Consider the following 17111-nt stretch of genomic DNA (forward strand, 5'->3'; position numbering starts at 1 on the left):
TCTATTACTTGCGTGGGTTAGCAACCCAGGGGTTTCCCGGAAGGGAAATTAGCCCTGGCGCTGCTTGTGGCGCGGGTTCTCGCAGATCACCATGACCCGGCCATTACGGCGGATCACTTTGCACTTTTCGCAGATCTGCTTGACGCTCGGCTTGACCTTCATGGCATTCCTTTGCGTGTTGCAGTTGGTCGGCTGGACCGGCCTTGGCTGTTGCTCTGGCCGCCCAGTGTTTACTTGTAGCGGTAGACGATACGACCACGTGTCAGGTCGTACGGGCTCAGCTCCACCACTACGCGGTCCTCGGGGAGGATCCTGATGTAGTGCTGACGCATCTTTCCAGAGATGTGTGCCAGAACGATGTGCTTGTTGGTCAGCTCAACGCGAAACATCGCGTTGGGCAGCGCCTCGGTCACAACGCCCTCGATCTCAATGACCCCGTCCTTCTTGGCCATACCCTCCGCTAACTGTTGTTGCCGCAGCCTCCCGATTTGCATCAGTCATGACCGCGGACGTTTTTTGATTGATTGGTTGGTGCCGCCAACCACAAAAGGGCACAACGGGGCAGACAACCAACAGTCAACACTACGGCATTACGCCCCGATTGTTAAATCCGCAGTTAAATCCAGCCATCGTAGCGCACTCAGCGTCCGTACGCACCTAGAGTCCCGGCTGGCGTGGTCACTTCCTCCGACCGCGCGATCCCGTCGAGGATGGCCAGCCGGGCGACGTCGGCTGCCGCGCTCTGCAGGGCGACGAGGCTTATTTGCCGGGCCACCGGGCTGCTGCGGTCCAGCACCACGGTGCCCGTGGCCAGCGCGAAGACGGTGTCGCCGTCGGCGAGGGTGTGGCTAGGATTCAGCGCCCGGGCCAGGCCGGCGTGGGCGGCCGAGGCCGTGCGCTTGCACTCCGCCTTGTCCAGCGCGGCGTTGGTCGCGACGACGACGAGCGTGGTGTTCAGGGGCGGGGCGGTATCATCAGCGCCGTCAGTCCCCACGGTGCCCGGGGCGGCTTTCGCCGCAGCGGCCGAAACCCTCTGCGTGCTCGCTCGTTCCTCCCCACCGGCCCCCTCGCCTCGCAAGCTCGGTGAGGGAACCCCGCCGTCGTGGCCCCAGCTTAGACGCACGCTGCCGGCTTCCCCCCGGTCCGGCGATGTGCCAAACGGCAGTCCCAGGGCATTGACCACCGCTATTGCTCCTACAACTACCGGCCCGTCAGGGGAGATATTTTCTAGGGTGAGGGAGGCTGTGCCTACTCCCCCTTTGTAGGTGCCCCGGCCGATTGCTGCTCCGGTGCCGGCGCCGACGTTGCCGCGTTCGACGTCGGCCCCTTCTACTTGCGCGGCGGCGGCGGCCGTTGCCGCGTAGCCCATCGCCTCGCCGGGGCGGGCGGAGAAGTCCCCGCCGCGGCCCAGGTCAAAGATCGCGGCCGCCGGCACGATCGGGACCAGGCCGCCGGTAACGGCGAAGCCGCGGCCGTCCTCCTCGCACCAGCGCTGGGCGCCGTGGGCGGCCGCGAGGCCAAAAGCGCTTCCGCCGGTCAGAACCACGGCATCCACGGTCGAGGTCAGCGTGGTGGGGTCCAGGGCGTCGGTCTCATGTGTTCCCGGGCCGCCGCCGCGAACGTCCACCGAGCCCACTGTCCCGGGCGGCGGGAGGATCACTGTCACCCCGGTCAGCCAGCCGTCGTCGGACTTCTGGACATGACCCACCCGGATCCCGGCGACGTCGGTGATCGACCCTGTTGCTCCCGCTGCTTCCATGGCTCCATTGTGCGCCCTGCCGGCGCGGCGGTGGCGTTAGGGAATCGGGACGGGCACGACGCCGAGCGGCTTGAGTTTAGCCGCTCCCCCGTCGGGTGCCGAGAGGACCCAGATCCCCTTCTCGTGTACGGCGACGGAGTGTTCCCACTGGCAGGAGCGCTTGCCGTCGGTGGTGACAACCGTCCAGTCGTCGTCCAGGACTGCGGTGTCGATGCTGCCGCGGACCAGCATGGGCTCGATCGCGAGGCACAGGCCCGGGCGGATCTTCGGCCCGCGGTGGCTGGTGCGGTAATTGAGCACGTCCGGGGCCATGTGCATCTCGGAGCCGATCCCGTGGCCGACGTAGTCCTCCAGGATCCCCAGCGGCTTGCCGGGCACCGAGGAAACGTAATCGTCCACGGCGTTGCCGACATCGCCCACGAACTTGCCGGTGGCCAGGGCCGCGATGCCACGCCACATGGCTTCCTCGGTGACCTGGGACAGGCGCACGTCCTCGGGATCCGGCGTGCCGACAATGACTGTCCGCGCGGAATCGGAGTGCCAGCCGTCCACGATTGCGCCGCCGTCGATCGAGATGATGTCGCCGTCCGCCAGGACCCGGCCGCCGGGGATGCCGTGCACCACTTCCTCGTTCACCGAGGTGCAGATGGTGGCCGGGAAGCCGTGGTAGCCGAGGAAGTTGGACTTGGCGCCGGCGTCCTGGAGCACTGCCGCGAACACCTCGTCCAGCCGGGCCGTGGTGACGCCGGGTGCAGCGGCGGCGACGGCCGCATCCAGTGCCCGGCTCAGGACCAGTCCGGCCTCGTGCATGGTGCGCATCTGGGCGTTGGTCTTGTATTCAATGCGGGGCTGGCCGAATGCCATCGATACCTCAGTGCTTCGTCTCGCGGCCGGGGCGTGGTTCGTCCCGGGCCTTCACTACGGGTGTGCTGTCCAAGTGTTCTGCTTCTATTCTCCCGCACCGCCGCGGCCGTCCTGGACCGGGCGGCAGGACCGCGGACCGGGGCAGCCGCCGCAGACAACGAAAAGGCGCGTCCCGTACTCGAGGGTACGGGACGCGCCTTTCGGGGAGCACCGGTGCGGATCAGGCGGCTTGGGCCGACTTGATCGCTTCCATGACGCGCTCGGTGACTTCATCGATGCCGCCGATGCCATCGACCTGGGTCAGGATGCCGCGCTCGGCGTACTTCGCCACGACGGGCTCAGTCTGCTCGTGGTAGAGGTCCAGCCGGTGACGGATAACGCCTTCGTTGTCGTCGCTGCGGCCGGTCTCCTTCGCGCGTCCCAGGAGACGCTTGACCAGTTCCTCATCGTCCGCGGTGAGCTGCAGGACGACGTCGAGCTTCTGGTCCCCGTCGGCGAGGATCGAGTCGAGGTAGTCCACCTGCGCCGTGGTGCGGGGGTAGCCGTCGAGCAGGAAGCCTTCCTCGACGTCGTTCTCGCCGAGACGGTCGCGCACCATCTTGTTGGTCACGCTGTCGGGAACGAAGTCGCCGGCGTCCATGTACTTCTTGGCCTCGACGCCCAGCGGCGTCTCACCCTTGACGTTGGCGCGGAAGATGTCCCCCGTGGAGATGGCAACGACGCCGAGGCGTTCGGAAATGCGCTCCGCCTGGGTTCCCTTGCCGGAGCCGGGGGGTCCGATAATCAACATTCTCGTCATCGCAAAAGCCCTTCGTAGTGACGTTGCTGTAGTTGCGCATCAATCTGCTTCACGGTCTCCAGACCGACGCCCACCATGATCAGGATGGAGGTGCCGCCGAACGGGAAGTTCTGGTTCGCGTTGATCAAAACCAGTGCAACCAGCGGGATCAGTGCCACGAAGCCGAGGTAGAAGGCGCCGGGCAGGGTGATCCGGGATAGGACGTACTGAAGATAGTCCGCCGTCGGCTTGCCGGCGCGGATGCCCGGAATGAAGCCGCCATACTTCTTCATGTTGTCCGAGACCTCTTCCGGGTTGAATGTAATCGCAACATAGAAGTAGGTGAAAAACACAATCATGGCGAAATACAGCGCCATGTAGATCGGGTGGTCGCCCTTGGTCAGGTTGTTGTTGATCCACTCAACCCAGGGGGCCATCTGCTCGCCGGCCTTGGGCTGGTTGAACTGTGCGATCAGACCCGGCAGATACAGCATGGACGAGGCGAAGATGACGGGCACGACGCCGGCCATGTTCACCTTGATGGGGATGTAGGTGCTGGTACCGCCGACGGTGCGGCGCCCGATCATGCGCTTGGCGTACTGCACCGGAATCCGGCGCTGGGACTGCTCCACGAAGACCACGAGGGCCACGGTAAGCAGGCCGATGATCAGGACCAGGAAGAACGTGCCGGGACCCTGAGCCTTCCAGATCGCCCCGAGCGAGCCCGGGAAGCCCGCCGCGATGGACGTGAAGATGAGCAGGGACATGCCGTTGCCGACACCCTTCTCCGTGACGAGCTCGCCCATCCACATGATCAGGCCGGTGCCGGCCGTCAAGGTGATGATGATCAGGACCGTGGTGACGATCGAGGTGTCCGGGATGATGGGCAGCTGGCAGTTCGGCAGCAACTGGCCTGAGCGTGCCAGCGACACCAGCGTCGTGGCGTTAAGCAGGCCGAGGGCGATCGTGAGGTAGCGGGTGTACTGGGTCAGCTTCGACTGACCGGACGCCCCCTCCTCGTACAGCTGCTGGAAGCGGGGAATGACCACCCGGAGCAGCTGGACGATGATGCTCGCCGTGATGTACGGCATGATGCCGAGGGCGAAGATTGAGACCTGCAGCAGTGCACCGCCGCTGAACAGGTTGACGAGCTGGTAGATCCCGCCCGAGGTCTGACCGTTCTGCAAGCACTGCTGGACATTCTGGTAGCTCACACCGGGCGAGGGGATGAAAGCACCCAAGCGGAAGATTGTGATGATTCCCAGCGTGAACAACAACTTGCGCCGCAGATCAGGCGTGCGAAAGGCCCGGCCAAATGCGCTAAGCAAGCGTCCTCCTGAGTAATAAGTAAAGTCGTGTGAGACAGGTCAAATTAACCCAACAACCGAGTCTAACGGTTGGATGCGCCCGGCGAACAATCGGTGAGGCCGGGAAATGGAAAAAACTCCCGGCACTGGGGGCCTGAGCCCCCGGTGCCGGGAGTCGCAAACAACGGGCAACCGCCCCGCCGCCTCGTTAGAGGGCGGTGGTGCTTCCGCCTGCTGCGGCAATCTTTTCAGCGGCGCTGGCCGAGAATGCGTGGACGGTGACGTCAACCTTGACGGTGATGTCGCCGGTGCCCAGCACCTTGACGGGCTGGTTCTTGCGAACGGCACCCTTTTCGACCAGGTTCTCCACGGTGACTGCGCCACCTTCCGGGAACAGCTCGTTGAGCTTGTCCAGGTTTACCACCTGGTACTCGACCCGGAACGGGTTCTTGAAGCCGCGCAGCTTCGGCAGGCGCATGTGCAGCGGCAGCTGGCCGCCGGCAAAGCCAGCCTTGATCTGGTAACGGGCCTTCGTACCCTTGGTACCGCGACCGGCGGTCTTACCCTTGGATGCTTCACCACGACCAACACGGGTCTTGGCGGTCTTAGCACCCGGGGCGGGACGCAGGTGGTGAACCTTCAGTGCGTTCTGCTTCTCAGCGGCGCCCTGTGCCTTTTCGGCGGTGTTCTTCTCTGCCATTTACTTCGCCTCCTCTACCTTTACCAGGTGCGGAACCGTGTTGAGCATTCCGACGGTCACGGCGTCGGCGGTGCGGACAACGGTGTGTCCGATCCGCTTCAGGCCGAGGGACCGCAGGGTGTCGCGCTGGTTCTGCTTGCCGCCAATGGCGGACTTGATCTGGGTGATCTCCAACTGAGCGTCGGAGGGAATCAGGTTCTTAGCCATGACTCAGACACCTGCCTTCTGGTTCAAGAGAGCCTTCACCAGTGCCGGCGGAGCGATCTCGTCGAGGGGCAGGCCGCGGCGTGCTGCCACTGCTGCCGGCTCTTCGAGGCGCTTGAGTGCATCAACGGTCGCGTGAACGATGTTGATGGCGTTCGAGGAACCGAGCGACTTGGAGAGGATGTCGTGGATGCCCACGCACTCCAGTACTGCACGGACCGGGCCACCGGCGATAACACCGGTACCGGCGGAAGCCGGACGCAGCATTACGACGCCTGCAGCCGCTTCACCCTGAACACGGTGCGGGATGGTGTTGCCGACGCGGGGAACGCGGAAGAAGGACTTCTTGGCCTCTTCAACGCCCTTCGCGATAGCGGCAGGAACTTCCTTAGCCTTGCCGTAGCCGACGCCGACCATGCCGTTGCCGTCACCGACGACGACGAGGGCGGTGAAGCTGAAGCGACGACCACCCTTGACGACCTTGGAAACGCGGTTGATGGTTACGACGCGCTCTACGAACTGGCTCTTTTCGGCTTCGCGGCCGCCGTCACGGCCACCACGGCCGCCACGGTCGCCACGGCCCTGGCCGCGATCGCCGCGCTCACCACGACGAGCGCCACCACGGCGGTCATCGGTGGTCGCAGGCGCAGCGGTCTCAGTTGCCGGAGCAGCTACAGCTTCAGTCACCTGAATGTCCTTTTCGTTATTTTCGGTCACAGTGCCAGCCCACCTTCACGTGCGCCGTCGGCGACGGCGGCGATCCGGCCGTGGTACTTGTTACCACCGCGGTCGAAGACTACTGCTTCGATACCGGCAGCCTTGGCACGCTCGGCGACCAGTTCGCCAACGCGCTTGGCCTTGGCGGTCTTGTCACCGTCGAATGCACGAAGGTCGGCTTCCAGAGTGGAGGCGCTTGCCACGGTCAGGCCCTTGGTGTCATCGACAACCTGGACGAATACGTGACGTGCGGAGCGGTTGACGACCAGACGAGGGCGTACAGCCGTGCCGGAGATGCGCTTGCGGATACGAAGCTGGCGGCGGCTGCGCTGGGCAGACTTGCTCTTGTTCGTACGCTTCTTGTTAATTGCGATCGCCATGGTTACTTACCAGCCTTTCCGACCTTGCGGCGGATGACTTCGCCTGCGTAACGGATGCCCTTGCCCTTGTAGGGGTCCGGCTTCCGCAGCTTGCGAATGTTGGCAGCAACCTCGCCGACCTGCTGCTTGGAGATGCCTGAAACAGAGAGCTTGGTCGGGGTCTCAACTGCAAAGGTGATGCCGTTCGGTGCCGAGACGTTGACCGGGTGGCTGTAGCCCAGAGCGAACTCCAGGTCCGAACCCTTGGCCTGGACGCGGTAACCGGTACCGACAATCTCAAGCTTCTTCTCGTAGCCTGCGGTGACGCCCTCGATCATGTTGGCGATCAGGGTGCGTGTCAGGCCGTGCAGCGAACGTGAGGCGCGCTCGTCGTTCGGGCGGGCGACAGTCAGGGTGCCATCTTCCAGGGAAACCTCGATCGGGCTGGCCACAGTGTGGCTCAGCTCGCCTTTGGAACCCTTGACGCTGACGACAGAGCCGTCAACCTTGACCTCAACGCCGGCAGGAACGGTGATGGGGAGACGTCCAATACGTGACATTATTCTCTTCCTTTCCCGTTACCAGACGTAAGCGAGGACTTCGCCGCCCACGCCCTTCTTGCCGGCCTGCTTGTCAGTCAGGAGGCCGGAAGAGGTGGACAGGATTGCGACACCCAGGCCACCGAGCACGTGCGGCAGGTTGGTGGACTTTGCGTAAACGCGCAGTCCCGGCTTGGAAATACGACGAACGCCAGCGATGGAACGCTCGCGGTTCGGACCGAACTTGAGCTCGATGGTCAGCTTCTTGCCGACCTCCGCGTCTTCTTCCTTCCAGGAGGCGATGAAGCCTTCGGCCTTCAGGATGTCGGCAACGCGTGCCTTGAGCTTGCTGTACGGCATGCTCACGGTGTCGTGGTATGCCGAGTTAGCGTTGCGCAGACGCGTAAGCATATCTGCGACAGGATCTGTCATAGTCATTTGGGCTCTTGCCCTTCCTCATAACGGTTTCCGCCGCACTCTCTTCCCGAATAAATTCAGGCGGGAGCGCAGCCGGACCTTTTATGTAGCTAGATTAGTCTTCGGTCTTGAACGGGAAGCCAAGCGCCTTGAGCAGCGCGCGGCCTTCGTCGTCAGTCTTGGCAGTGGTCACGACAGTGATGTCCATGCCGCGTACGCGGTCGATGGAATCCTGGTCGATTTCGTGGAACATAACCTGCTCGGTCAGACCGAAGGTGTAGTTGCCGTTGCCGTCGAACTGCTTGCCGCTGAGGCCGCGGAAGTCGCGGATACGGGGCAGTGCCAGCGTGACCAGACGGTCCAGGAATTCCCACATGCGGTCGCCACGCAGGGTCGCGTGTGCACCGATCGGCATGCCTTCGCGCAGCTTGAACTGTGCGATCGACTTGCGGGCCTTGGTTACCTGGGGCTTCTGGCCGGTGATCAGGGTCAGATCGCGGACAGCGCCGTCGATCAGCTTGGAGTCCTTGGCGGCATCTCCAACACCCATGTTCACAACGACCTTGACCAGGCGGGGAACCTGGTTGACGTTCTGGTACTTGAATTCCTCAGTCAGCGTGTTCTTGATGGAATCGGCGTACTTGGTCTTCAGACGAGGAACGATCTTGCCTGCCGGAGTCTCGAGAGTCTCAGTCATTAGATGTCCTTCCCGGAGCTCTTGGCCACGCGGACGCGCACTTCACGCTTCACGCCATCGCGCTCAACGGTTTCGGTGCGGAACCCGACGCGGGTGGGCTTCTTCGTGGACGGGTCAACCAGAGCCACGTTGGAGATGTGGATTGAAGCCTCTACGACCTCGATGCCACCGGTCTTGGTGCCGCGCTGCGACTGACCGACCTTGGTGTGCTTGGTGACGCGGTTGATGCCTTCGACCAGCACGCGGTTGGTCTCGGGGAACACGCGCAGAACCTTGCCCTGCTTGCCACGGTCGCCGCCGCGCTCAGCCTTGGCGCCAGTGATGACCTGAACCAGGTCACCCTTCTTGATCTTAGCCATGGACTAGAGCACCTCCGGAGCCAGAGAAACGATCTTCATGAACTTCTTGTCGCGAAGTTCACGACCAACCGGTCCGAAGATACGGGTACCGCGGGGGTCACCGTCGTTCTTCAGGATGACGGCTGCGTTCTCGTCAAACTTGATGTAGGAACCATCCGCACGGCGGCGTTCCTTCTTGGTACGGACGATGACAGCCTTGACGACGTCGCCCTTCTTTACGTTGCCGCCCGGAATTGCATCCTTGACGGTAGCGACGATCACGTCGCCAATGCCTGCGTAGCGACGGCCAGATCCACCGAGAACGCGAATGGTAAGGATTTCCTTAGCACCCGTGTTGTCGGCGACCTTGAGTCGCGACTCCTGCTGAATCACTATTTACTCCTTGCGTCGCGCTGGTTCTCAGACCGAAAATCTTCCTACGGAATGAGCCTTGCGGAACGGTTGATCGGGGTGTCTCTTGACCTGCCTGGATTTTGCCAGACCAGGCCTAAACTCCCGTGCCAGCAACATTTGCTTCCCAGGCGGATCCCGACGGATCGGGGCGCAAGGGGGCACTATGCCGTGGCACGATTGTTTACGAGGTTGATGATGGCGCGCAAAAGGCGCCATACAAACTCAAAATCTTAGCACGTTTCCGCCGTATCCCCATATCACAGCCCGGCGGCAGGAGCGCACCCACCCGGCGGACGCTCCCTCACGTCCGGCAGGCGTTCCGGCGACGCTCCCTCACATCCTGCAGGCGTTCCGGCGACGCTCCCTCACTTCCTGCGCGCGCTCCCCCAATGCTCCCGCACGTCCTGCGGGGCTTCATGCAGGACTGCTCGAGCGTCATCGGGAAGCAGCCGAAAGTGAGGGAGCGACCGTAAATTGCGCGCCGCAAGTGAGGGAGCGTCGGGATAAGGCGACGACGGCGGCACGCAGGACAGTCTTTTGGCCCGCCGGCAGCGGCAGCGAGACCGCCAGCCACCGCCCCGTTAACGCGGAAGCCCCCGCTCCCCCAAAGGGGAACGAGGGCTTCTGCTGTATCACCGGGCAGCAGGGCTGCAGGTGTTACTTGGCCTTTTCGAGGATCTCGACCAGGCGCCACCGCTTGGTAGCGGACAGCGGGCGGGTCTCGGCGAGGAGCACGAGGTCGCCGATGCCGGCGCTGTTCTCTTCGTCGTGAGCCTTGATCTTGGCGTTGCGGCGGATGACCTTGCCGTAGAGGGCGTGCTTCACGCGGTCTTCGACCTGGACAACGATGGTCTTTTCCATCTTGTCCGAGACGACGTAGCCGCGCTTCGTCTTACGGTAACCGCGCTCGTCAGCCTGGGCTGCGCCGGAAACAGTTTCCGTCACGTTCTCGTCCTTTTCACTCACTTGGCATCCTCCTCGGCTTCAACCGTTTCAGCCTTGTCGGCCTTCTTGGCTGCAGCCTTCTTGGACTTCTTTTCTTCCTTGGCTTCCACAACCGGTGCGGCAACCTCGGCACGAATGCCCAGCTCGCGCTCACGGAGAACGGTGTAGATGCGGGCGATGTCCTTCTTTACCGCGCGCAGACGACCGTGGTTCTCCAGCTGACCGGTGGCGGACTGGAAACGCAGGTTGAACAGCTCTTCCTTGGCCTTGCGGAGTTCTTCAACGAGACGCTCGTTGTCGAAACCGTCCAGCTGTGCGGATGCAAGTTCCTTGGATCCTACTGCCATTTCTACTCACCACCTTCGCGACGCACAATGCGTGCCTTCAACGGCAGCTTGTGGATTGCCAGGCGCAGGGCCTCGCGAGCTACCTCTTCACTGACACCGGAGAGTTCGAAGAGAACCCGGCCCGGCTTGACGTTTGAGACCCACCATTCCGGAGAACCCTTACCGGAACCCATGCGGGTTTCGGCAGGCTTCTTCGTCAGCGGACGGTCCGGGTAGATGTTGATCCAGACCTTTCCGCCACGCTTGATGTGGCGGGTCATCGCGATACGGGCAGATTCGATCTGACGGTTCGTGACGTAGGCCGGGCTCAGAGCCTGGATGCCCCACTCACCGAAGGAGACCTGGGTGCCGCCCGTAGCAGCGCCGGAACGACCCGGGTGGTGCTGCTTACGGTGCTTGACTCGACGTGGGATAAGCATTTAAGCCTGTCCTCCTTCTGCTGCCTGTGCCGGTGCGGCAGAAGCTGCTTCAGCTGCCGGAGCTTCGGCAGCAGCAGGTGCTGCGTCAGCTGCGGGGCGTTCGGTACGACGGCGGCGGTCACCACGGTCGGCGCCACCCGGGCGGCCCGGGCGGTCGCCGGCACGGCCGCGGGACGGAGCAGCAGCTGCCTGCTGAGCCAGTTCCTTGGCGGTGACGTCGCCCTTGTAGATCCAGACCTTCACGCCGATGCGGCCGAAGGTGGTCTTGGCCTCGTAGAAGCCGTAGTCGATGTTCGCACGCAGGGTGTGCAGGGGCACACGGCCTTCGCGGTAGAACTCCGAGCGGGACATTTCTGCGCCGCCCAGTCGACCCGAGCAAGCGATACGGATGCCCTTGGCACCGGCACGCTGTGCGGACTGCATGGCCTTCTTCATCGCGCGGCGGAAAGCCACGCGGGAAGTCAGCTGCTCTGCAACGCCCTGGGCGACAAGCTGTGCTTCCATCTCGGGGTTCTTGACCTCGAGGATGTTCAGCTGGACCTGCTTGCCGGTGAGCTTTTCGAGCTCGCCGCGGATGCGGTCTGCTTCAGCGCCGCGGCGGCCGATAACGATGCCCGGACGTGCCGTGTGGATATCCACGCGGACACGGTCGCGGGTGCGCTCGATTTCGACCTTGGCGATACCGGCGCGCTCCATGCCCGTGGACATGAGCTGGCGGATGCGGATGTCTTCGCGAACGAAGTCCTTGTACCGCTGGCCGGACTTGGTGCTGTCAGCAAACCAGTGCGATACGTGATCGGTGGTGATGCCGAGTCGGAACCCGTGCGGGTTAACTTTCTGTCCCACTTAGCGAGCCTCCTCTTTCTCCGGGGTAGCGACTACCACGGTGATGTGGCTCGTGCGCTTCTTGATCTGAAATGCACGACCCTGGGCACGCGGCTGGAACCGCTTCATGGTCGGGCCTTCATCAACAAACGCTTCGCTGATGATGAGGTCACCTTCGTCAAACGCCACGCCGTCGCGGTCCGCGAGGACCCGGGCGTTGGAGATTGCCGACTGAACTACCTTGAATACCGGCTCCGAAGCTGCCTGCGGGGCAAACTTCAGAATTGCCAGAGCCTCATTCGCTTGCTTACCACGAACAAGGTTGACGACGCGCCGGGCCTTCATAGGCGTTACGCGGATGTGACGCGCAATTGCCTTGGCTTCCATTGCTTTCCTTCTCTCGTCTTTGACGTAAGTGCAGGCGCCTAGCGGCGCTTGCCCTTACGGTCGTCCTTGACATGGCCGCGGAATGTCCGCGTGGGAGCGAATTCGCCGAGCTTGTGCCCGACCATCGACTCAGTGACAAACACCGGGATGTGCTTGCGTCCGTCGTGCACGGCGATCGTGTGGCCGAGCATGTCGGGGACGATCATCGAACGGCGGGACCAGGTCTTGATGACGTTCTTGGTGCCCTTTTCGTTTTCCCTGGCTACCTTCACAAAGAGGTGCTGGTCAACGAAAGGACCTTTTTTCAGGCTGCGTGGCATGTGTCCAGGCTCCTATCGCTTGTTCTTGCCAGTACGACGGCGACGCACAATAAGGTTGTCGCTCTCTTTGTTGGGGCGGCGGGTACGGCCTTCAGGCTTACCGTTGGGGTTGACCGGGTGACGACCACCGGAGGTCTTGCCTTCACCACCACCGTGCGGGTGGTCAACCGGGTTCATGGCGACACCACGGACGGTCGGGCGGACGCCCTTCCACCGCATACGGCCGGCCTTGCCCCAGTTGATGTTCGACTGCTCAGCGTTGCCGACCTCGCCGACGGTTGCGCGGCAGCGCACGTCAACGTTGCGGATTTCGCCGGAGGGCAGACGCAGCTGGGCGAAACGGCCTTCCTTGGCGACGAGCTGAACGGAAGCGCCAGCGGAACGGGCCATCTTGGCGCCGCCACCCGGACGCAGTTCAACTGCGTGGATAACGGTACCGACGGGGATGTTGCGCAGCGGCAGGTTGTTGCCGGGCTTGATGTCAGCGTCGGCGCCGGCCTCTACGAAGTCACCCTGGGACAGCTTGTTCGGGGCGATGATGTAACGCTTGGTGCCATCAACGTAGTGCAGCAGTGCGATGCGAGCCGTACGGTTCGGGTCGTACTCGATTTCGGCAACGCGGGCGTTGACGCCGTCCTTGTCGTGGCGACGGAAGTCGATCAGACGGTACTGGCGCTTGTGGCCACCACCCTTGTGACGGGTCGTGATCTTACCGGTGTTGTTACGGCCACCCTTTTTCGGGAGGGGACGTACCAACGACTTTTCCGGCGTCGACCGCGTGATTTCAGTGAAGTCCGCTACGCTCGAGCCACGACGGCCCGGGGTAGTCGGCTTGTATTTACGGATTCCCATAATTTATTTCCTCGTTAAAGTGGTCTCCGCTTAGGAAAGCGGACCGCCGAAGATGTCGATAGTGCCTTCTTTGAGGCTCACAATGGCACGCTTGGTGCTCTTGCGGGTGCCCCAGCCGAATTTGGTGCGCTTGCGCTTACCGGCACGGTTGATGGTGTTGATCGATTCGACCTTGACGGAGAAGATCTTCTCCACGGCCAGCTTGATCTCGGTCTTGTTCGAGCGGGGGTCCACCAGGAAGGTGTACTTGCCCTCGTCGATCAGGCCGTAGCTCTTTTCCGAGACGACGGGTGCAAGCACGACGTCGCGCGGGTCTTTGATGGTGGCTGCACTCACTTGGCATCCTCCTCGTTCTTTGCAGCCTTGTCAGCAACGAATGCTTCGTAGGCAGCCTTGGTGAAGACTACGTCGTCGGAAACGAGAACGTCGTAGGTGTTCAGCTGGTCTGCGTACAGAACGTGAACTTCCTCGAGGTTGCGCACGGACAGTGCAGCAACGTCGTTGGCGCGCTCAATGACAACGAGCAGGTTCTTGCGCTCGGAAACTCCGCGCAGGGTTGCCAGTGCTTCCTTGGAGGACGGCTTGGAGCCGGCAACCAGTTCAGCAACGACGTGGACGCGGCCGTTGCGGGCGCGGTCCGAGAGTGCGCCGCGCAGTGCAGCAGCAATCATCTTCTTGGGGGTGCGCTGGCTGTAGTCACGCGGCGTGGGGCCGTGGACAACGCCACCACCGGTCATGTGAGGAGCACGGATGGAACCCTGACGGGCGCGGCCGGTGCCCTTCTGCTTGAACGGCTTGCGACCTGCACCGGAAACCTCGGCGCGGGTCTTGGTCTTGTGGGTACCCTGGCGAGCAGCAGCGAGCTGGGCAACGACAACCTGGTGCAGCAGCGGCACGTTGGTCTGTACGTCGAAGATCTCTGCAGGCAGGTCAACCTTGACAGTGCTAGTCATTGAACTAGGCTCCCTTCACGGCGGTGCGTACGAGTACGACCTGGCCGCGGGCACCGGGAACGGCGCCCTTGATAAGGAGCAGCGACTTCTCGACGTCAACCGCGTGGACCGTGAGGTTCAGCGTGGTGTGACGAACGGCGCCCATGCGGCCGGCCATTTTCATGCCCTTGAAGACGCGGCTCGGGGTGGATGCTCCACCGATAGAACCGGGCTTACGGTGGTTCTTGTGGGCACCGTGGGAAGCTCCAACGCCGTGGAAGCCGTGACGCTTCATAACACCGGCGAAGCCCTTACCCTTGGTGGTGCCAACGACGTCGATCTTCTGGCCGGCTTCGAAGAGCTCTACGGAGAGCTCCTGGCCCAGCTCGTAAGAGTCAGCATCTGCAGTGCGCAGTTCTACGACGTGGCGGCGAGGCGTGACGCCTGCCTTTTCAAAGTGACCAGCCAGCGGCTTGGTGACCTTGCGGGGATCGATCTGGCCGTAGCCGATCTGAACGGCGACATAGCCATCAGTGTCTGCATTGCGCAGCTGAGTGATGACGTTTGAGTCTGCCTGGACCACAGTGACGGGGATGAGCTTGTTGTTCTCGTCCCAGACCTGGGTCATGCCGAGCTTCGTGCCCAGCAGGCCCTTTACGTTACGGGTTGCGGTCATAGTCTCTCAGCACCTCCCTACAGCTTGATTTCGATGTTCACGTCGGCCGGCAGGTCGAGACGCATGAGCGAGTCAACAGCCTTGGGCGTGGGGTCGATGATGTCGATCAGACGCTTGTGCGTGCGCATTTCGAAGTGCTCGCGGCTGTCCTTGTACTTGTGCGGAGAGCGGATAACGCAGTACACGTTCTTCTCCGTCGGCAGCGGCACGGGGCCCACTACCGTTGCGCCTGCGCGCGTGACCGTCTCAACGATCTTCCGTGCTGAAACGTCAATGACCTCGTGGTCGTATGACTTCAGCCGGATGCGGATTTTTTGTCCCGCCATGTCGCCTGACTCTCTTTCAGTCTGTGCTTCCCCTGTTTGGGGCTGCCCTGTTTACTTGCGTGTTGCATGTGGCTGCCGAAGCATTTGAAGTCGTAACTACCACCCGCCGCACAAGCTGAATCCGGGAAACCCCGGGTTCCTCAACCTGCCGACGTAACCGACCCCCGCGGTCGGGCGTGTCGCACAATTTCGCACGTGCGCGCCCGCGATTCCGGAGGGAGTGGGTTATGTTTGGTCTCTTACCTGGACCCTGGCATCCGGCATTATCCGGATCGGGACGCGAAAGAGCGCTTGAACAACTCATCTAGTATGCCGGAATTTACGGGCAGAAGCGAATCAGCCCCTTGAAGCGGCCGGCCCGGCATTGTCCTGCGCCGCCCTCGCATGGATGATAGGGCCATGACTGTGCAGGATGCTGTGGCAGTTCAGGCCCTCGCCGCGCGCCTGAGTCCCGGGTTCACCCTGGGAGTTGCCTCCGCGGCCTTCCAGATCGAGGGGAGCCTGAAGGCCGGCGGCCGCGGGCCGTCCGGGTGGGACGCGTTTGCGGAGAAGCCGGGGAACATCCTGCACGGGCACTCCCCCGCCGTCGCCTGCGACCACTACAACCGCGCGGCCGAAGACGTCGGGCTCATGCGCGAACTCGGGATTGACTCCTACCGGTTCTCGATCTCCTGGCCCCGGATCCAGCCGGAGGGCACCGGCCGCTTCAACGCGGCGGGCTTGGACTTCTACGACCGCCTGATCGACCGGCTGCTCGCCGCCGGCATCTCCCCCATGGCCACCTTGTACCACTGGGACACCCCGCTCCCCCTCGAACACCGGGGCGGCTGGATGAGCCGTTCGACGGCGGAACGGTTCGCCGAGTACTGCGCCGCCGCCGCCAAGCGGTTCGGCGACCGGGTCGCGCAGTGGGTCACCCTGAACGAACCGGCTTCGGTCACCCTCAACGGCTACGCCCTGGGCGTCCACGCACCGGGGCGCGGCCTGCTCTTCGACGCCCTGCCCTCGGTGCACCATCAGCTGCTGGGCCACGGCCTGGCCGTGCAGGCGTTGCGGGCGGCAGGTGTCAACGGCGCCGTCGGCGTCACGAACCTGCACGCCCCGGTCCGGCCGGCGTCAGGTTCACTGGCCGACCGGCTGCTCGCCAGGATGTTCGATCTCGTCCTGAACCGCTTCTACGCGGACCCGATCCTCCTGGGCCGCTTTCCCCGGCCGCCGCTGATCGCCCGGCCGTGGTTCCGCTCCCTGGGCAGAGTCACCGATGCGGACCTGGCCACCATCCACCAGCCGCTGGACTTCTACGGCCTGAACTACTACTACCCGGTCAAGGTCGCCGCCGGGCGCCGCGCCGACAGCCCCACCGGCAAAACGGAGGCCATGCTGAAAGTGCCGTTCCATTTCGCCACTTTCCCCGAATACGAGCTCACGGGGTTCGGCTGGCCGGTCGCTCCGGACCACCTCGGGATCCTGCTCCGCGAGATGAAGGACCGCTATGGCGAGTCGCTGCCGCCGCTGTACATCACCGAGAGCGGGGCGAGCTTCCCCGAACCGGACCACGTCTCCGGCCCTATCCCCGACGCGGAGCGGATCAGCTACCTCGCCGCCCACCTCGGCCAGGCGGTGGAGGCCACCTCCCCCGGCGGCATCGCGCACGACGTCGACCTGCTCGGCTACTACGTCTGGACCCTAATGGACAATTTTGAATGGGCGGCCGGATACTCCCAGCGCTTCGGCCTGGTGCACGTGGACTTCACCACGCTGCAGCGCACCCCGAAGGATTCGTACTACTGGTACCAGGCGCTGGCGAGGGCCCGGAAGCGGCGGCGGAGCTGACGTGCCCGGCCGCTGCCGTGCCGCAGGCGGCTACTGGTCGCGTTTTGCCCGATTGATGCGCTTGGCGCGCTCGATCTCCTGGCGGAAGTTTTTCTTCACCCAAAAGAAAACGACCACTGCGGCGACGACGAGCAGCAGAAAAATGAACCAGCCCAT

At 63.2% G+C, this 17111-nt stretch carries 28 protein-coding genes; 1 reads left to right on the forward strand and 27 read right to left on the reverse strand.

Annotated features, from left to right (window positions below; genetic code table 11):
- Nucleotides 1-48: 48 nt before the first annotated feature.
- From rpmJ to rpsJ, 26 genes are all read right to left on the reverse strand, one after another.
- Nucleotides 49-162 carry a 50S ribosomal protein L36 gene (rpmJ, locus tag ACFVVK_RS16010; protein WP_009358722.1) on the reverse strand — a complete coding sequence of 38 codons (114 nt, stop codon included), beginning with the start codon at nt 160-162 and terminating at the stop codon, nt 49-51.
- Between the two features lie 68 nt (nt 163-230).
- Nucleotides 231-452: a translation initiation factor IF-1 gene (gene infA / locus ACFVVK_RS16015; protein WP_009358723.1), complete on the reverse strand. Its 222-nt coding sequence runs from the start codon at nt 450-452 to the stop codon at nt 231-233.
- A gap of 188 nt (nt 453-640) precedes the next feature.
- Nucleotides 641-1759, reverse strand: a complete 1119-nt coding sequence (locus ACFVVK_RS16020; RefSeq protein WP_390268948.1) for a P1 family peptidase — start codon at nt 1757-1759, stop codon at nt 641-643.
- A 36-nt stretch (nt 1760-1795) separates the two neighbouring features.
- Nucleotides 1796-2623, reverse strand: a complete 828-nt coding sequence (map, locus tag ACFVVK_RS16025; RefSeq protein ID WP_390268951.1) for a type I methionyl aminopeptidase — start codon at nt 2621-2623, stop codon at nt 1796-1798.
- A gap of 220 nt (nt 2624-2843) precedes the next feature.
- Nucleotides 2844-3413 (reverse strand): adenylate kinase, encoded by a 570-nt coding sequence (locus ACFVVK_RS16030; protein WP_390269131.1) that lies wholly within the window; start codon nt 3411-3413, stop codon nt 2844-2846.
- 5 nt (nt 3414-3418) lie between these two features.
- Complete coding sequence (gene secY / locus ACFVVK_RS16035; protein ID WP_390268954.1) at nt 3419-4729, reverse strand: preprotein translocase subunit SecY; 1311 nt, start codon at nt 4727-4729, stop codon at nt 3419-3421.
- Between the two features lie 187 nt (nt 4730-4916).
- Nucleotides 4917-5408, reverse strand: coding sequence for a 50S ribosomal protein L15 (gene rplO / locus ACFVVK_RS16040; RefSeq protein WP_090950911.1), 492 nt, complete (start codon nt 5406-5408; stop codon nt 4917-4919).
- On the reverse strand, nt 5409-5615 hold the full coding sequence (gene rpmD, locus ACFVVK_RS16045; RefSeq protein WP_056626615.1) for a 50S ribosomal protein L30: 207 nt from the start codon (nt 5613-5615) through the stop codon (nt 5409-5411). It abuts the gene before it with no gap.
- 3 nt (nt 5616-5618) lie between these two features.
- Nucleotides 5619-6299 (reverse strand): 30S ribosomal protein S5, encoded by a 681-nt coding sequence (gene rpsE, locus ACFVVK_RS16050; RefSeq protein ID WP_390268957.1) that lies wholly within the window; start codon nt 6297-6299, stop codon nt 5619-5621.
- A 26-nt stretch (nt 6300-6325) separates the two neighbouring features.
- Nucleotides 6326-6709, reverse strand: coding sequence for a 50S ribosomal protein L18 (rplR, locus tag ACFVVK_RS16055; protein WP_018773674.1), 384 nt, complete (start codon nt 6707-6709; stop codon nt 6326-6328).
- Between the two features lie 2 nt (nt 6710-6711).
- Entirely contained in the window at nt 6712-7248 is a 537-nt protein-coding gene (gene rplF, locus ACFVVK_RS16060) for a 50S ribosomal protein L6 (RefSeq protein WP_390268960.1), read from the reverse strand.
- Nucleotides 7249-7266: 18 nt separating this feature from the next.
- Entirely contained in the window at nt 7267-7665 is a 399-nt protein-coding gene (gene rpsH / locus ACFVVK_RS16065) for a 30S ribosomal protein S8 (protein ID WP_090950922.1), read from the reverse strand.
- Nucleotides 7666-7759: 94 nt separating this feature from the next.
- Nucleotides 7760-8341 (reverse strand): 50S ribosomal protein L5, encoded by a 582-nt coding sequence (gene rplE, locus ACFVVK_RS16070; protein ID WP_208749469.1) that lies wholly within the window; start codon nt 8339-8341, stop codon nt 7760-7762.
- On the reverse strand, nt 8341-8700 hold the full coding sequence (gene rplX, locus ACFVVK_RS16075; RefSeq protein ID WP_066436866.1) for a 50S ribosomal protein L24: 360 nt from the start codon (nt 8698-8700) through the stop codon (nt 8341-8343). The genes rplE and rplX overlap by 1 nt, the downstream gene beginning before the upstream one ends.
- Before the next feature lie 3 nt (nt 8701-8703).
- Nucleotides 8704-9072 (reverse strand): 50S ribosomal protein L14, encoded by a 369-nt coding sequence (gene rplN / locus ACFVVK_RS16080; RefSeq protein ID WP_003803789.1) that lies wholly within the window; start codon nt 9070-9072, stop codon nt 8704-8706.
- Between the two features lie 678 nt (nt 9073-9750).
- The gene (rpsQ, locus tag ACFVVK_RS16085) at nt 9751-10059 is read right to left on the reverse strand and encodes a 30S ribosomal protein S17 (protein WP_090950925.1); all 309 of its coding nucleotides are present in this window, start codon (nt 10057-10059) and stop codon (nt 9751-9753) included.
- On the reverse strand, nt 10056-10385 hold the full coding sequence (gene rpmC / locus ACFVVK_RS16090) for a 50S ribosomal protein L29 (protein ID WP_390268966.1): 330 nt from the start codon (nt 10383-10385) through the stop codon (nt 10056-10058). Before rpmC ends, rpsQ begins: the two co-directional genes overlap by 4 nt.
- Nucleotides 10386-10387: 2 nt before the next feature.
- A complete protein-coding gene (rplP, locus tag ACFVVK_RS16095; protein ID WP_018773668.1) occupies nt 10388-10804 on the reverse strand; it encodes a 50S ribosomal protein L16 in 417 nt (138 codons plus the stop codon).
- A complete protein-coding gene (gene rpsC / locus ACFVVK_RS16100; protein WP_390268969.1) occupies nt 10805-11650 on the reverse strand; it encodes a 30S ribosomal protein S3 in 846 nt (281 codons plus the stop codon).
- Nucleotides 11651-12016 (reverse strand): 50S ribosomal protein L22, encoded by a 366-nt coding sequence (rplV, locus tag ACFVVK_RS16105; RefSeq protein WP_003803798.1) that lies wholly within the window; start codon nt 12014-12016, stop codon nt 11651-11653.
- 38 nt (nt 12017-12054) lie between these two features.
- Nucleotides 12055-12336 (reverse strand): 30S ribosomal protein S19, encoded by a 282-nt coding sequence (gene rpsS, locus ACFVVK_RS16110; RefSeq protein WP_018773666.1) that lies wholly within the window; start codon nt 12334-12336, stop codon nt 12055-12057.
- Nucleotides 12337-12348: 12 nt separating this feature from the next.
- Nucleotides 12349-13188 carry a 50S ribosomal protein L2 gene (gene rplB, locus ACFVVK_RS16115; protein ID WP_090950934.1) on the reverse strand — a complete coding sequence of 280 codons (840 nt, stop codon included), beginning with the start codon at nt 13186-13188 and terminating at the stop codon, nt 12349-12351.
- Between the two features lie 30 nt (nt 13189-13218).
- Entirely contained in the window at nt 13219-13524 is a 306-nt protein-coding gene (gene rplW, locus ACFVVK_RS16120) for a 50S ribosomal protein L23 (protein WP_090950936.1), read from the reverse strand.
- Nucleotides 13521-14141: a 50S ribosomal protein L4 gene (rplD, locus tag ACFVVK_RS16125; RefSeq protein ID WP_390268974.1), complete on the reverse strand. Its 621-nt coding sequence runs from the start codon at nt 14139-14141 to the stop codon at nt 13521-13523. The genes rplW and rplD overlap by 4 nt, the downstream gene beginning before the upstream one ends.
- Nucleotides 14142-14145: 4 nt before the next feature.
- On the reverse strand, nt 14146-14796 hold the full coding sequence (gene rplC / locus ACFVVK_RS16130) for a 50S ribosomal protein L3 (protein ID WP_024366134.1): 651 nt from the start codon (nt 14794-14796) through the stop codon (nt 14146-14148).
- Nucleotides 14797-14813: 17 nt separating this feature from the next.
- On the reverse strand, nt 14814-15122 hold the full coding sequence (rpsJ, locus tag ACFVVK_RS16135; RefSeq protein WP_003803825.1) for a 30S ribosomal protein S10: 309 nt from the start codon (nt 15120-15122) through the stop codon (nt 14814-14816).
- A gap of 399 nt (nt 15123-15521) precedes the next feature.
- Between rpsJ and ACFVVK_RS16140 the strand changes: the two genes are divergently transcribed.
- Nucleotides 15522-16955: a GH1 family beta-glucosidase gene (locus tag ACFVVK_RS16140; RefSeq protein ID WP_390268977.1), complete on the forward strand. Its 1434-nt coding sequence runs from the start codon at nt 15522-15524 to the stop codon at nt 16953-16955.
- 30 nt (nt 16956-16985) lie between these two features.
- Here the strand turns inward: ACFVVK_RS16140 and ACFVVK_RS16145 are convergent, their stop codons facing one another.
- A complete protein-coding gene (locus ACFVVK_RS16145) occupies nt 16986-17111 on the reverse strand; it encodes a hypothetical protein (protein ID WP_390268980.1) in 126 nt (41 codons plus the stop codon).

Source organism: Arthrobacter sp. NPDC058192, from assembly GCF_042883665.1.
Taxonomy (GTDB): Bacteria; Actinomycetota; Actinomycetes; order Actinomycetales; family Micrococcaceae; genus Arthrobacter.

Bases quoted from the DNA above. Each gene is read 5' to 3' on its own strand.
- ACFVVK_RS16020 (WP_390268948.1), bottom strand. From the start codon at position 1,759: ATGGAAGCAGCGGGAGCAACAGGGTCGATCACCGACGTCGCCGGGATC.
- map (WP_390268951.1), bottom strand. From the start codon at position 2,623: ATGGCATTCGGCCAGCCCCGCATTGAATACAAGACCAACGCCCAGATG.
- ACFVVK_RS16140 (WP_390268977.1), top strand. From the start codon at position 15,522: ATGACTGTGCAGGATGCTGTGGCAGTTCAGGCCCTCGCCGCGCGCCTG.
- rpsS (WP_018773666.1), bottom strand. From the start codon at position 12,336: ATGCCACGCAGCCTGAAAAAAGGTCCTTTCGTTGACCAGCACCTCTTT.
- rplR (WP_018773674.1), bottom strand. From the start codon at position 6,709: ATGGCGATCGCAATTAACAAGAAGCGTACGAACAAGAGCAAGTCTGCC.
- rplC (WP_024366134.1), bottom strand. From the start codon at position 14,796: ATGACCGCAACCCGTAACGTAAAGGGCCTGCTGGGCACGAAGCTCGGC.
- rplE (WP_208749469.1), bottom strand. From the start codon at position 8,341: ATGACTGAGACTCTCGAGACTCCGGCAGGCAAGATCGTTCCTCGTCTG.
- rplD (WP_390268974.1), bottom strand. From the start codon at position 14,141: ATGACTAGCACTGTCAAGGTTGACCTGCCTGCAGAGATCTTCGACGTA.
- rpsJ (WP_003803825.1), bottom strand. From the start codon at position 15,122: ATGGCGGGACAAAAAATCCGCATCCGGCTGAAGTCATACGACCACGAG.
- rpmC (WP_390268966.1), bottom strand. From the start codon at position 10,385: ATGGCAGTAGGATCCAAGGAACTTGCATCCGCACAGCTGGACGGTTTC.
- rplF (WP_390268960.1), bottom strand. From the start codon at position 7,248: ATGTCACGTATTGGACGTCTCCCCATCACCGTTCCTGCCGGCGTTGAG.
- rplX (WP_066436866.1), bottom strand. From the start codon at position 8,700: ATGGCTAAGATCAAGAAGGGTGACCTGGTTCAGGTCATCACTGGCGCC.
- rplO (WP_090950911.1), bottom strand. From the start codon at position 5,408: ATGGCAGAGAAGAACACCGCCGAAAAGGCACAGGGCGCCGCTGAGAAG.
- rplB (WP_090950934.1), bottom strand. From the start codon at position 13,188: ATGGGAATCCGTAAATACAAGCCGACTACCCCGGGCCGTCGTGGCTCG.
- rpmJ (WP_009358722.1), bottom strand. From the start codon at position 162: ATGAAGGTCAAGCCGAGCGTCAAGCAGATCTGCGAAAAGTGCAAAGTG.
- rpsH (WP_090950922.1), bottom strand. From the start codon at position 7,665: ATGACTATGACAGATCCTGTCGCAGATATGCTTACGCGTCTGCGCAAC.
- ACFVVK_RS16145 (WP_390268980.1), bottom strand. From the start codon at position 17,111: ATGGGCTGGTTCATTTTTCTGCTGCTCGTCGTCGCCGCAGTGGTCGTT.
- rplV (WP_003803798.1), bottom strand. From the start codon at position 12,016: ATGGAAGCCAAGGCAATTGCGCGTCACATCCGCGTAACGCCTATGAAG.
- rpmD (WP_056626615.1), bottom strand. From the start codon at position 5,615: ATGGCTAAGAACCTGATTCCCTCCGACGCTCAGTTGGAGATCACCCAG.
- rplP (WP_018773668.1), bottom strand. From the start codon at position 10,804: ATGCTTATCCCACGTCGAGTCAAGCACCGTAAGCAGCACCACCCGGGT.
- ACFVVK_RS16030 (WP_390269131.1), bottom strand. From the start codon at position 3,413: ATGTTGATTATCGGACCCCCCGGCTCCGGCAAGGGAACCCAGGCGGAG.
- infA (WP_009358723.1), bottom strand. From the start codon at position 452: ATGGCCAAGAAGGACGGGGTCATTGAGATCGAGGGCGTTGTGACCGAG.